Source organism: Fusibacter ferrireducens (assembly GCF_015352425.1).
Lineage (GTDB): Bacteria > Bacillota > Clostridia > Peptostreptococcales > Acidaminobacteraceae > Fusibacter_A > Fusibacter_A ferrireducens.
In genome coordinates this window covers 98,177-111,449 of sequence record NZ_JADKNH010000002.1, presented here as the reverse complement: position 1 = coordinate 111,449, position 13,273 = coordinate 98,177, and the positions used below count along the sequence as shown (strand labels likewise).

Below are 13,273 nucleotides of genomic sequence, written 5' to 3'. Positions count from 1 at the left end.
TATGAGGAGATATCAGAATGAATGCAAAGAAAGAATTTGAGAGAATTATGGCAGAACAGGCAGAAATTGCTTTGGCAACAAGTGTGGATGACATAAGCAATGTTAGAATCGTTAATTTTGTATATGATGAGGTCTTAAAAACACTCTATTTTGCTTCTTTTAGAGATAATGATAAGATCAAAGAGTTTAGTCAAAATAAAAATGTGTCTTTTACAACGATTCCACATAAAGGGAATGAGCACGTCAAGGCTAAAGCACAGGTTAATGAGAGTCAATTGAGTGTTTTTGATGTACAAGATCGATTTGTATCCAAAATTCCAAATTATAAAAATACCATTGAACAAGCAGGACAGTATCTTGTGCTTTATGAGCTTAAATTTGACACGGCGACTGTTACTTTGGATTTTGAAAATATTGAAGTCATATCACTGACATAGTGGCGACGCAATCGTTACGGCGTTAATGCGGTAGTTCATCAAAATAACTTCTTTCCCTTTAAGATATCAATCCCGAGCGTTTTGGCTCTACTGGTTTGTTTAAAAGGATTTATTTTTTCTGTGATGCCATCATGTTTGAAAAACGAGCCTGTATTTTTAAACCAAAAGGTGACATCTGCTTTAACGCATTGTTCGCGGATACTTAGAACCCAATCCAGATCGCATTCGCGAGCATCTCGACCAGTTTCGCCACCAACGGTAACATGGTCTACACCATGAAGATATGGCGTCAAATCAAGATTTTCTAAAAGCGGGGCACAGGCGATAAAACGTCGCTTAATTGGATAGGATAAGAAGCGAGGCAGTCGATCATCGGCTGTTTTTTGATTTTCAACAGTACATCCAATATTGACATTGTCGTATCCTGATCCCCAATCTGAGGGTAGAGATATTAAGAATCGGTCAATGCGCTTGGTTAAAATCAAGAAGTCAATGTCAGTTCTCTCTTTAATAATAGCCCAAGCTTCTTTGCGCCACTCATCTGCCTCTGGCAGAAAAAAATCGGTTGCAAAACAAGTGGGCAGAATCTTGTTTCCCTTGATATTATACTCACCCTTTGCAGTTTTCCGAATAGGCCAGTCGTATTTATCCGTTTTTTCAATGGTATTTTGACCATAGCGTTTCGCGTGTGGCCCATAAAAATAGCAGTTTTCACAACCTTCACTTACTTTATAACATCCTGTCCATGGCTCCCAGTTCATAAACTGCCTCCTGATTTCAATTTCATAATATTTTGTTCGTTCTACAATATGGTATTCGTTATTGAGTGCTCATCACATACATTATATCCGGAAATAAAAGTGAAATCAAAAATTTGAGATAACATCATAAAAAAAATCCGAAATATTGACAAATTCGATTTCTTTTATAATGATAGATATAAGAAGCAATAAAGAAAAATTATATCAGCAGTGTATAGGGAGTCCTTTGATTTAAATTGATTTTAGGTTATTGTAAGGCGAACTGGGCATATTTTAAGAGGTATAAGGCCATATAAAAAGGAGTAGAGGACATGAATATAAGAAGAATAACGGAAAATAAGAAAGCATATATCGACTTATTATTACTTGCAGATGAGCAGGAAGATATGATTGACATCTATCTTGAACGCGGTGATATGTTTATTTTAGACGACGATGGCGTAAAGGCTGAATGTGTGGTTACTAAAGAAGCGGATGGTATTTATGAACTTAAGAATATTGCAGTGTTGCCCAATTGTCAGCGAAAAGGGTATGGAAAAAAGCTGATAGCGTTTTTATTTACTTATTACCCTGAGTGCAAAACCATGTTTGTGGGCACAGGAGATTGTTATTCTAGTCTTTCTTTTTATAATGCCTGCGGTTTTGCAGAATCCCATAGAGTCAAAAACTTTTTTACAGATCACTATGATCATCCCATATTTGAAGATGGCGTGCAACTGGTTGATATGGTATATCTTAAGCGAGCATTCTAAATGAAGTGAAATTTCAATATAGTTATAAGTGATATGAGACATGTACTGAATTGGAGGTTAATTATGAAAAAGTGGTATGATGAGACGTATGAATGGGAAATAGAAGTCGTCGGATTTCTTCGCGGTACACACACAGAGGGCTATTGTAGAAACGGTGAGGAAATAGGTGATAAGTATACCTGTACCTATGGTTGTCCTGTAAATGCAAGTGGACAGGGTATTTGTTCCAAAGTAATGATGATGATGTTTCCAGTCATGGAGGCGGTTAGAAGTGGCGGCGATTTGATGAACATTGGTGGTAATAGCAAGTATAGTAAGGAAATTGTTTGTCCAGATGGTTGTGTTATTTTTAGCTTGAAGGCGAAAGCACTTGGCAATGAGAATTTTTATAAGGGGAAATTTAATCAATCCTACTGAGGAGGATACAGCGTGAATGGCATGAAAATTATAATTGGGTTGTTGATTTTAGTGGTTGTGATACTCGTAAGTTTAAAAGCCTATCTGTTTCCGAGATTCAGTCTACCAGCTGTTAAAGGACATTTTAAAATTGGTGAAATCAATCTGCAATTGGAAGATTTGGATAGGGCAGAATTATACACGCCAGAAACCTCGGACTATAGAAAAGTCATGGTGTCGATATGGTATCCAATGCAGGAAGCTATTGGGAAACCAAAGCAATATCCTGAAGCTGTTAAATTAAAAGAGCATTGTGCGACAAGCGCACAAGTTGTATTTGTGATATCCTTTGCTTAGGAGGTGTCATATGCACGCATGGGAAGCCATACAAGACTCAGTAAACTACATTGAAGACCATTTAGCAGAAGATATAAAAATAGAATCTTTAGCCAATATAGCATCATTATCACCCTATTATTTTCAGCGTTTATTTGGACGATTAGTCAAAAAGACTGTAAATGAGTATATAAAGCTGCGCAGGCTGGCAAAAGCTTCGGAAGCTCTTAAGAGCAAAGAAAAGCGCATCCTTGATGTGGCACTTGAATACGGATTTTCAGATCATGCCAACTTTACACGTGCATTTAAAGAGGCGTATGATATGACACCTCAAGAATATCGTGCTGATCCAGTCATACTCAATCACTTTATCAAGCCTGATCTGCTTTTAAACTATGTCACAGTTGATGAAGATGTTCCATTAATCTCTGATGGCATCGTGGTTGAAGTGACCCGTAGAAAATTGGATGAATCGCGCACGTTTATTGGAATTGAAGGCGAAGTGCCTGATACTGAAATATCAGGAGGAAAATCTACCGGCATTGCTACTGCTGGGGTAATATGGGATGATTTTCATTGCCGGAAGTCAAGTCTTTCCGGTTTACTGCCAGATGGCAATGAATTGGGTATTTTGTATAGTGGGGATGCTAGAGAAGGTTGCTGTACCTACAGGGTTGGCGCTGAAGCAAGTGGAAATGTAGAAGTGGAGGGATATGTCTCCTGTACGCTTCCATGTGGTGAATATGTCGTTTGTTGCTTTGAGGCAGAAAATTTTGCTGAACTCATTGGTTCTGCGATTTTCAAAGCATACTCGTTTATGAAGAGTTGGATGAAAAGGCACAGCCAAACTTGCGGTGACTTTATTGCCGAGATCTATTATGATACAAATCCTGATGCAAGCTATATGGAATTATAGTTGCCATTAAGTGCATTGCAAAAGCCAGTGCAAAATAAGGAAACTTGGGATAGGAATGATGGCGCGCGGAAACCAACTATGGCAGAGATCAAAGCCTATGTGAACAGTTGCTTATTCGAACGTTTGTGTACATATGTAGAGACTGAATTTCAAAGTAAGCCTGAGTTGGATTACAGTAGATGCTCTATGCAGTATGGATGGAATGTGAAATATAAAAAAGCAGGACGCACTTTATGTACGTTGTACCCAATGCAGGGGTACTATATTGCCCTTATTGTCATTGGTGAGCGTGAACGTACTGAGACCGAATTGATGTTGCCTCTTTTCACAGCATATGTGCAGCAGCTATATCGCGAGACCAAAAGCGGCATGGGTCAAAAATGGCTCATGATTAATGTAACAGATGAGGCCGTACTTGAGGATGTTAAACACTGTATCGCCATTCGAAGAGGCGGGAAAAGAAGAGGATTAAACAAAGTACAGCTATAGGCTACCTCTCATTTTTAATGGATAAGTAATAAGCCTCAAAATCCGACATTCTATGGATAAATGCTTCCACAAGCATGGGATTGAAGAGTTTTTCGGATTCACTAATTATAATTTCAGCTGTTTGTTGATGAGAAATGCCCTTGCGATAAGACCGATCAGAGGTCATCGCGTCATAGGCATCTGCGAGGGTGATGATTTGTGCGATCAATGGAATTTCATCGCCCTTTAAACCCTCTGGATAGCCTGAGCCATCCCAATGCTCGTGATGGATTAAACAATAAATTGGTTTTAGTGTAGGTACTCATGATACGTTTATGACAAAGAGTGTATCAAAATAACAGGAGGATTTTATTATGGCACACGTGAAAGCAAATGGCATACAAATTGAATATGAAACTTTCGGAAAAAATACAGACCCTGCAATAGTGCTTATTGCAGGAAATGGCGCTCAGCTCAATTTCTGGGAACCGGATTTTTGTGAAATGCTCGTCAAGGAGAATTTGCAAGTGATACGTTTTGATAACCGCGATGCAGGATTGTCTACAAAATTTGATGACGCCGGTATTCCCGATATGAAAAAAATATATCAAGCGGCACAAGAGGGAAAGCCAATTAAGACGGCATACACCTTGGAAGATATGGCGGACGATGTGGCAGGACTACTAGATGTGCTGAAGATCAAAAAGGCTCATATCTGTGGTGCTTCTATGGGAGGAACGATTGCTCAGGTCTTTGCCTATAAGCATCCGTCACGCACATGCAGTTTAATTTCGATTATGTCTTCTACAGGTAACCCAAATAATCCTCAAATATCACCGGAAACATTGGCTATTGTCACTGCAACACCGCCCAATGAAAGAGAGGCATATATTGACTATTCTCTACAAATGTGGGCAAAAATTTGGAGTAAGGGCTTTCCTTTTGAACCAGAACGTGCAAGACGATATTGTGAAGAAAGCTATGATCGTTGTTATTATCCACAAGGTGCGATACGACAAAATGCCGCATTGATCGCCAATGGGGACAGGAGACAATACCTTTCAGAATTAACAATTCCGGCACTGGTAGTTCATGGCACTGCAGATGTGTTGTTCCCTGTTGAAGCAGGAAAGGACACAGCTCGCACAATCCCCAATGCTAAATTACTCTTGATCGAGGGCATGGGGCACGATATGCCAAAGGGCACATGGAAAAGCATAGTTGAAGCAATTGCGCGTCAAGCAAACGGCATATCTCATCTGTGTTGATAAGAAAAAAGTTAATCCTGTTTAGTATGCAATTAGGAAAAATAAGGGTTAATTACATGAAAATATCAAACAATTACAATCCATGCTTTTCCATTTTTCGCTTTAGGGTAAATCGAGTGATACCGAGTATTTCAGCAGTCTTAGTCTGATTCCAAGAATATTTATCCAAGGCTTTTGTGAGCAGATGTTTTTCGACGCGATCAAGTGCTTCATTTAAATTACCAATTTCTTTTTCTGTGTAGGCATCTGAAACGCTGGCAGCTCCAGTGTCCACTTTGTCCTTATAAAATCGGATTTCAGGTGGGAGATATGAGGCGTCGATGACGTCCTTATCAGACAGTATGACCAAGCGCTCTATGACATTGCGCAGTTCTCGAACATTGCCAGGCCAAGGGTATTTTAAAAGTTGTTCTTTGACTTTCACATTGAGACAGGCAATGTCTTTCTGAGCATTTTGACTGAACTTTTTCAAATAAAAATCTGCCAAGAGAAGAATGTCATCACCACGTTTGCGAAGCGGGGGTATATTAATCGGGAATGTATTGATTCTGTAGTAGAGATCTTCACGAAATTCGCCTTTTTTAACAGCCTCTTCTAAATTTTTATTGGTAGCCACCACAATACGAATATCGACTTCAATATCTTCAAGACCTCCAATACGCCTAAAGCGTTTTTCTTCTAAAAATCTGAGCAACTTAGATTGTGTTTCAAGAGGAAGCTCACCGAATTCATCCAAAAAAACAATGCCTCCATCTGCAATTTCAAAAAGTCCCTTTTTCTTGCTGTTTGCCCCTGTGAAAGCATTTTTCTCAAAGCCAAAGAGTTCACTTTCAACTAAATTTTTGGGGATTGCACTGCAATTAACCCGAAGCAGGGGATCGTTTTTACGTTTGCTGTTTTTATGGATCGCTTCTGCTACCAGTTCTTTACCTGTGCCGGTTTCACCTCTTATCAGAACGGTTACGTTGTCAACGCTGGAGACTTTCTCTATTTTTTTATACACTTCCATCATAACAGGGCTGGAGCCAATCATATTTTCCATGTAGAGCTCAGAGTGCTTTTTTAGAGCAAGGAGTCGAGTGGTCATTTTGATGCATTCAAAAGCGCGGTGGATGACGATTTTGATATGATCCAAGTCAAACGGTTTATTAATATAGTCGAAAGCACCTAGTTTGATGGCAGTAATTGCGCTCTTGAGATCACTATACGCCGTCATGACGATGATTTCAGTATCATTGTCAATGGCTTTTAATTCAGGGATTAAGTCGACGCCATTGTCCTTGCCAAGGCGCATATCTGTTAAGACAATATGTGGACGAAAGACTTCCATCAGCCTAAGTCCCTCAGCTCGACTGTCTGCTGAGGCAACTTCGTAACCGGCATCTCTCAAACCGGCGCTTAATGACTTGCGTATAAGAGATTCGTCGTCAATGATTAAAAGTTTAATTTTCATAGGATACTCCTTTATAGCGAGGCAGATAAATATGGACCGTTGTCCCCACTTGATGTTTGCTTTCGATCTCCATTTTACCTTCATTTTGGATGAGTAAACTATTAACAACTGACAACCCAAGGCCAATCCCCTTGGGTTTTGTAGTGAAAAAGGGATCGAAGATGCGTTCAAAATTCTCAGGCGGTATGCCGTGACCAGTGTCTATGAAGCTTAATTTGATCCAAGAGGGATCATAAAGTTCTAATACTTTAATCTGAATCGTCAGGTTGCCATAATCATCGAGGGCGTTCACCGCATTTTTGATAATGTTGATAAAGACTTGTTCGATTTGATCTTTATCGATGATGCCGATGGGTTCTTGATCTGATTCTAGAATTCGTAGGTTCACATGCTTTTTACGAAGTTCGTCATCCAATATATCCAAAGATTTTTTTAGGAGTAATTGAAGATTCACTTGTTCTTTAAAGGCATGTTTGGGCTTTGAAAAATCCAATAGTTCAGAAACCAAGTTGTTAATCCGATTGATCTCATAGACCATGTCATCCGTCAGTTCGATGCCGGTGATATCACTTTTAGGCAATTGAGTCCGAATATACTGGATACCTGTTTTTAAGCCAGTCAGTGGATTGCGGATTTCATGTGCCATGCCAGCAGCGAATTGTCCCACGCTGGCCAGCCGATTTACTCTGATGATGTTGTTTTCAAGGATACGACGCTTAGTAATATCGTTAAAACAGCAAATAATGCCGACGAATTCATCATTTTTTTGCTGTAACAAGGAAATACTTACATCAAAGTAAAGTGTCTTGTTAGTGACTTCGCTGAGGGATATTGTGGTGTCCAATCCCTTTCTACTGTGTACTGCCTTGTCAATGTGCTGATTCAGAGCATCCAGTATATTTGCATTGTGATCATACTTGTTTAAAATGTCAGTACCAGCCCGATTCATGGTAATCGGATGTCCCAGAGCATCCGTTGTCAGGATGCCCACGGACGCATTCTGAAGAATATCTTCGCTATAGCGTTTCATTTCGATGAGGCTCTCAGCACTGGCGTTGAGTTGATCGATCATTGCGTTAAAAGCTTTGGCTAGAACGCCTATTTCATCGCTTCGATGAACATCTATTTTTTGGTCTAAATTATCAAAATCAATGGTTTTACAAAATTCAGCAAAACTTCGGATGGGTTTTGAAATACTGTGGGCTGTAAATATAATGGCTTGCATGGAAAGAATAAGGAACATGATGGAAATAAGCAAAATATATTTCTGTATATCAATCAAGTTGTCCAATAAATTGCTCTTATCCACAACGGTGACTAGCAGCCACTGCCATCTCTCGTAATAATCATAGACCATGAGCAAATCCTTGCCATCGTAGATGCCCGATGTCTTGTTAGAACGAATAGATTTTAGAGCATCTATTTCAAGATGGGGTTGATTTAAAAGTGGCATGCCGTCTTCTAAAATGACGATATCCCGTGTGTTAAAAGTGCTGAAGAACTCAAGGACCTTCTCTTTTGTTTCGTCAACAGGATCGCTTTGCTCCATTTCTTTAGCCATGCTATCGATAAAAGCAAGAGATTCTTGAACGGTCATCTCGAGGCTTTGTTTTTTCTCGTTCATAAGCAGATGATGACCATTCCAGTAAGAAACACCTGCTAAAAAGCAAATGGGGAGTATGGTAAATAGCATAAAGGGAATTAAGATGCGATTTTCGATATCAAGCTTCATAGGCATCTCCATTCATTGCTTTGCTTATTGTATTTTTGTCCTGAGTCTTTAAACTCACCACAAAGAAGGAAACCATTGCCATTATAAATCCCGGAAAAACAGGGTGGACGCTATATAAAAAATTGCTTTTTTGACTCAATGGATACCATATGGCCATGGTTAAAAGTCCGAAAAGAATAGACCATAATGCCCCTTGTGAGGTTGCTTTTTGCCAATATAAGCCGCCATAAAGGGGCATTAAGAACGTGACTGCAAAGATGCCCCAGATGTAACTGCCAAAGAGAAGTAAGCTTTCAGGAGGATTGATGGAAAGAATCAATGACATCGTGGCAGATATGAAGATGATGATACGAGCGACATAGATAAAATGATCATTGGAAAGATGAGGGCGCTTAAATTTGCTATAAATGTCGTGAGTGAAACTGCTTGCGATTAAAATTAATTGTGAGTTTGCAGTGGAAATGGCTGATGCAATGACACTGATAAATATCAGTCCGCCTGCTGGACTGTCTATGATGTATTTGATGATATAGGGCAGTACTTGATTGGTGGGGATGATGACATCTGACCCCAAGGCTATAACGCGCGATCCAATGCCGAGGATCATGAGAAATAAATAGAGTACGCCCATGACGATGACTGAATAGCTGATCATATGGAAAGCTGTTTTTTTATTCCTAGCGGATAAGATACGAGTGAGATACTGTGGATTTGCAGCTGTTCCTAGACCCCAAGCAAGTCCTAGAGTGAAGACTGTCATTGGTGGGAAGAGCGGATTGGAAGATAAATTTAAGAGACTGCCGTCTGAAATTTCAAAAGCCATTAAATGCATGGTTTGGATGCTACCAATATCTTTTATGATCATGGTGGCTGCCACGAGGAGTCCGAGTAAGACAATAGTAAAATTGAGAATATCCGTTTTAGAGACAGAAAATAGGCCACCGAAGCTGGTATAAACAATGAAGAGATAAATTGAAAAAATAGCAACATTATAGTGAATGTCCAAGAGCTCGGAGACAATAAATCCGAAACCAACGATTTGGATAATCATATAAAAAATATAACAGGCGATGATGATAACACCCCCAAAAATTTGCAGGATATTGCTGTCATAGCGCACTTTAAAAAACTCTGGAATGGTCATAATGTCATATTGGCGAATGCGGTTTGCGGCAAAAATGAGTATGGAAGCGCCTAGAAACCATCCGATAACCGAATAGAGAATCGTGATATACCCGTATGTATATACATATCCTGTGACGCTTTGCATAGAAACAGCGCTGAACCAAGTTGCTGTAAAAGTAAATATACTGGTAAAGATATCAAGACTATTATCTGCGACACAAAAGTCACGAATCGTGTTGGTTTTTTTAAAACCATTTTTACCCCAAAAGAGTAAAAAGAGAGTATAAAGGGTCAGAGACAGCATGTAAACTAGAATGTTATTCATTATTCTGATCCTCCCGTTTTCTCAAAAAGGTCACAAGTATTGTGGGTAGGAGCATGGATAATAGATAGAGTCCACCGCCTAAAAAGATGGTTTTTGCTGGAAGTCCAATAATGAAGTGATAATTATTCATACAAGTCTCCTGTGATCATAACTTTTATGTTAAAAAAATAACGTCTCTATAATTGTGCTGATGAGATTATGATATCCATTCTAATTACGATTGTCAAGGCAATCTGCTTCTAAGAGTTGATCCCATGACCAATATGCTTTAGATGTTGAATAATATCAAGTTTGTGCTAAACATTAACAATCATTAGAGGTTTATTTAAAGTATTATTTCAATTTATACAGGAATGGATGCAAGTTGTCTGTGAGTTGCCACACGAAAATTTCTTAGGGCATGAGCGATAAAGTATCAAAAAGAGCAAAAATGCTCACTTGGAGCGCTCACTTGGAAAATATGATTTTTAATCGGCCAAACCAGAAGAAACGTTGGCATGTTCAAATGCCTTACTTATAGACCTACTGTTTAGAATTGGTATCGTATTTGCTTTATATTTGGACATAAACAAATATGATTTAGGAGGAAAGTTTATGTCAATGAAACGCGTAAGTGGTCAAGAGCAACCTTATTTTCCCGCAGGTCCATTCAAAATTAGGATTCCGTTTGTTCATTATCGTTTTGAATGGCCTGATTATCTCCAAGGGTTACTGATGTGTGCCGTTTGTTTGGGGGCAGTGCCCATGCTTCAGGAGTATTTGGGAATGCCATTTGAAGTGGCCATGGCAGTTGTCGTACTCAATGGTATTTTATATTCAGCTCATGTGTTGTTGGGTGATCCTGTTATACCAGGTTGGGTGACGCCTGCTATTCCTTTGCTGATGCTATACGTATCCAATTTTGCCATGGGTCCTGAGCGCATGCAGGCATTAATTGCTTTTGAATTATCACTAGGTATTCTTGCTTTTTTACTAGGGGTTACAGGTTTGGGTAAAAAAATTGTCTCTATAATCCCCAATGCCATGCAGGCTGGGATCATTTTAGGTTCAGGGATTGCTGCAATTATGGTAATTTTCAAAGAAGGGGCTCGATTTGATACATTCCCAATTTCAATATCCATTTGTATTGGCTTAGGCTTCTACTTGCTGTTTTCCAATCACTTCAAGAGTATTCAGAATAACAATAAAATCTTGAAATTTATTGCAAATCTTGGTATTTTACCAGTGGTTCTGCTTGCGGTTTTTATAGGTCCATTATTCGGTGAAACACCGTGGCCAGCTATTGAGTGGGGAATTACGAGACCAGCGTTTGGCACTCTTTTTTCAGAGTGGACTTTTTTAGGCGTAGGTTTTCCGCCATTGAGCATGTTCATCAGTGGTTTGCCTATGGTATTTTCAGCGTATATTATCTTATTTGGTGATATGATTCAATCGGAAGCTTTGTTAAAAGATGCTGGGAATGCACGCCCAGATGAATTGATCGATTATGATCCGAATAGATCTCATATGATCTTTGGTCTTCGCAACATGATTATGTCTATCATTGGGCCTGATCTCACAATGTGTGGTCCCTTGTGGGCGGCAATGCAAGTGGTCATCTGCGAACGCTTTAAAAAAGGTCGTGAAACGATGGATTCAATCAATGGCGGTGCGGCTTCATTTCGTTTTGGAACGTTGACAGGTTATTTGTTGCTTCCAATTGTGACACTGGTTAAGCCGATTTTGGGGATAGCACTTGCTTTAACAATGTTGATTCAAGGCTTTGTATCTGTTAAGGTGGGCGTTTTGAAAGCACGAACTGCTAATGATTTGGGGATCGCAGGCATAATCGCTGCAGTTTTAGCAACGCGCGGTGCAGCTTGGGGATTGGCAGTAGGTGTCGGCTTATGTATTCTCATAAATATTGGGAATAAATCAGAGTTTGATCAATTCCTATTTGAAGAGCCTGAAACCATAAAGAAGGCAAGCTAAACCATGCGCTATTCGAGAGATAAAAAACAATGGCGTGTGTACGTGCTTACAATTTTCACCCTACTGCTCGTTATGGGATTATGGTCCATTGACCGATCGAATGCAAAAAGTGATGATGAAAGTCTGTGGAAATCTTTGTTTAATCAGGGACAGCTTCAATCCAAGCTGAAAGATTATCCTAATCTCTGAGGCAATTAAAGAAATCGGTCGATTTCGTGAAAAGAGGCAGTGAAAAGATCCTTCCAGCGAATCCGTCTAATAGAGTAGCCCAAGACTTTAAACGGGTTGTACGCATCGGTATTATAAATTAAACGTATAGAAAAAACAGTACAGATTAAGCCATTGAATCCAGAACTGACATTCAATGGCTTTTATTACATACAACAAGATTTGAGCCAAAAGCGGCATCAGCGAAAATCGATTTGGGTCATCGCGAGATGACACAAATGTTGATACATACAACAAGATTTGAGCCAAAAGCGGCATCAGCGAAAATCGATTGGGTCATCGTGAGATGACACAAATATTGTCAAAATCAATTATATCTTGACGAAGGCATCTTATAACTGTATATACTTAATAGTAGGGTAATAAATAGAAAAAAATTCAGGCGATGATTAAGCACAAATTGAAAATTGAGACATATGATTGCAGATTAAGAGGGATGATCAAGTGGAAAGAAGGATGTGATCGAAATGGAAAAGATTACGATAGACGCGTTATTATCATTTGGAGATTATCAGTGGCGTGTGCTCGACATACAAAACAATTCAGCCTTGATTATAACAGAATGTATAATCGAACAGCGACCATACCATGATGTTTATAAAGACATAACATGGGCAGAATGTGCCTTGAGAAAATATCTTAATGGGAAATTTTATGACAGCTTCAATAAAACAGATCAATCTAGAATCATCACCGTATTAAATAAAAACCTCGATAACCAGTGGTATGGTTCACCCGGTGGTGCAGATACAAAAGATAACATATTTTTATTAAGCCTTGAAGAAGTATGTACCTATTTCGGCGATAGTCGTTCTAATCTGTATAACCGTGGAAAAAATCAAAGATACTGGTTTGAGAGAAAAGATAAAAACAACGATAAGCGCATCGCAAGACTTCAGGGTAAAGAAGGGAGTTGGTGGTGGTGGCTTCGATCTCCTGGGCGCGTTAATGTAAAAGCTGTATACATCTTTGGGACGGATGGCAATATCGGTATTCAAGGTAACAATGTTTTAAAAGGCAATATCAGTGATGGCAGATGTACTGGCGGCGTTCGTCCTGCGTTATGGTTAAAACTCTAATTTGAATAAGAACACATGGTGGCGCT

General features: G+C 39.3%; 15 protein-coding genes. 9 read left to right on the top strand and 6 right to left on the bottom strand.

Annotated features, from left to right (window positions below):
* The first annotated feature begins 17 nt into the window (after positions 1–17).
* On the top strand, positions 18–437 hold the full coding sequence (locus ISU02_RS03580) for a pyridoxamine 5'-phosphate oxidase family protein (RefSeq protein WP_194700419.1): 420 nt from the start codon (positions 18–20) through the stop codon (positions 435–437).
* A 38-nt stretch (positions 438–475) separates the two neighbouring features.
* Here ISU02_RS03580 and ISU02_RS03575 read toward each other — a convergent pair whose 3' ends face one another.
* Complete coding sequence (locus ISU02_RS03575) at positions 476–1,198, bottom strand: DUF5131 family protein (protein WP_194700418.1); 723 nt, start codon at positions 1,196–1,198, stop codon at positions 476–478.
* Between the two features lie 311 nt (positions 1,199–1,509).
* Between ISU02_RS03575 and ISU02_RS03570 the strand changes: the two genes are divergently transcribed.
* The 5 genes from ISU02_RS03570 to ISU02_RS23725 all read left to right on the top strand — a co-directional run bounded on the left by ISU02_RS03570 (position 1,510) and on the right by ISU02_RS23725 (position 4,087).
* Positions 1,510–1,950 (top strand): GNAT family N-acetyltransferase, encoded by a 441-nt coding sequence (locus ISU02_RS03570; RefSeq protein ID WP_194700417.1) that lies wholly within the window; start codon positions 1,510–1,512, stop codon positions 1,948–1,950.
* A gap of 63 nt (positions 1,951–2,013) precedes the next feature.
* Positions 2,014–2,367 (top strand): TIGR04076 family protein, encoded by a 354-nt coding sequence (locus tag ISU02_RS03565; RefSeq protein WP_194700416.1) that lies wholly within the window; start codon positions 2,014–2,016, stop codon positions 2,365–2,367.
* Positions 2,368–2,379: 12 nt separating this feature from the next.
* Positions 2,380–2,703, top strand: a complete 324-nt coding sequence (locus ISU02_RS03560) for a hypothetical protein (RefSeq protein ID WP_194700415.1) — start codon at positions 2,380–2,382, stop codon at positions 2,701–2,703.
* 10 nt (positions 2,704–2,713) lie between these two features.
* Positions 2,714–3,598: an AraC family transcriptional regulator gene (locus ISU02_RS23730; RefSeq protein WP_207736168.1), complete on the top strand. Its 885-nt coding sequence runs from the start codon at positions 2,714–2,716 to the stop codon at positions 3,596–3,598.
* 78 nt (positions 3,599–3,676) lie between these two features.
* Positions 3,677–4,087, top strand: a complete 411-nt coding sequence (locus ISU02_RS23725; RefSeq protein WP_207736167.1) for a DUF3788 domain-containing protein — start codon at positions 3,677–3,679, stop codon at positions 4,085–4,087.
* A 1-nt stretch (position 4,088) separates the two neighbouring features.
* Here ISU02_RS23725 and ISU02_RS03550 read toward each other — a convergent pair whose 3' ends face one another.
* Positions 4,089–4,301: an HD-GYP domain-containing protein gene (locus tag ISU02_RS03550; RefSeq protein ID WP_407646411.1), complete on the bottom strand. Its 213-nt coding sequence runs from the start codon at positions 4,299–4,301 to the stop codon at positions 4,089–4,091.
* Positions 4,302–4,440: 139 nt separating this feature from the next.
* Between ISU02_RS03550 and ISU02_RS03545 the strand changes: the two genes are divergently transcribed.
* The gene (locus ISU02_RS03545; RefSeq protein ID WP_194700414.1) at positions 4,441–5,334 is read left to right on the top strand and encodes an alpha/beta fold hydrolase; all 894 of its coding nucleotides are present in this window, start codon (positions 4,441–4,443) and stop codon (positions 5,332–5,334) included.
* Positions 5,335–5,407: 73 nt separating this feature from the next.
* Here the strand turns inward: ISU02_RS03545 and ISU02_RS03540 are convergent, their stop codons facing one another.
* Genes ISU02_RS03540 through ISU02_RS03525 form a run of 4 tightly spaced genes read right to left on the bottom strand, consistent with a single transcriptional unit; the run spans position 5,408 to position 10,099 of the window.
* The gene (locus ISU02_RS03540; RefSeq protein WP_194700413.1) at positions 5,408–6,787 is read right to left on the bottom strand and encodes a sigma-54-dependent transcriptional regulator; all 1,380 of its coding nucleotides are present in this window, start codon (positions 6,785–6,787) and stop codon (positions 5,408–5,410) included.
* Complete coding sequence (locus tag ISU02_RS03535; protein ID WP_194700412.1) at positions 6,777–8,519, bottom strand: sensor histidine kinase; 1,743 nt, start codon at positions 8,517–8,519, stop codon at positions 6,777–6,779. Before ISU02_RS03535 ends, ISU02_RS03540 begins: the two co-directional genes overlap by 11 nt.
* The gene (locus ISU02_RS03530) at positions 8,509–9,969 is read right to left on the bottom strand and encodes a sodium:solute symporter family protein (protein WP_194700411.1); all 1,461 of its coding nucleotides are present in this window, start codon (positions 9,967–9,969) and stop codon (positions 8,509–8,511) included. Before ISU02_RS03530 ends, ISU02_RS03535 begins: the two co-directional genes overlap by 11 nt.
* The gene (locus ISU02_RS03525; RefSeq protein WP_194700410.1) at positions 9,962–10,099 is read right to left on the bottom strand and encodes a hypothetical protein; all 138 of its coding nucleotides are present in this window, start codon (positions 10,097–10,099) and stop codon (positions 9,962–9,964) included. The genes ISU02_RS03530 and ISU02_RS03525 overlap by 8 nt, the downstream gene beginning before the upstream one ends.
* Before the next feature lie 464 nt (positions 10,100–10,563).
* Here ISU02_RS03525 and ISU02_RS03520 point away from each other — a divergent pair, with 464 nt between their 5' ends.
* Positions 10,564–11,940 carry a hypothetical protein gene (locus ISU02_RS03520; protein WP_194700409.1) on the top strand — a complete coding sequence of 459 codons (1,377 nt, stop codon included), beginning with the start codon at positions 10,564–10,566 and terminating at the stop codon, positions 11,938–11,940.
* 695 nt (positions 11,941–12,635) lie between these two features.
* Complete coding sequence (locus ISU02_RS03510) at positions 12,636–13,247, top strand: DUF6273 domain-containing protein (RefSeq protein WP_194700407.1); 612 nt, start codon at positions 12,636–12,638, stop codon at positions 13,245–13,247.
* Positions 13,248–13,273: the final 26 nt, after the last annotated feature.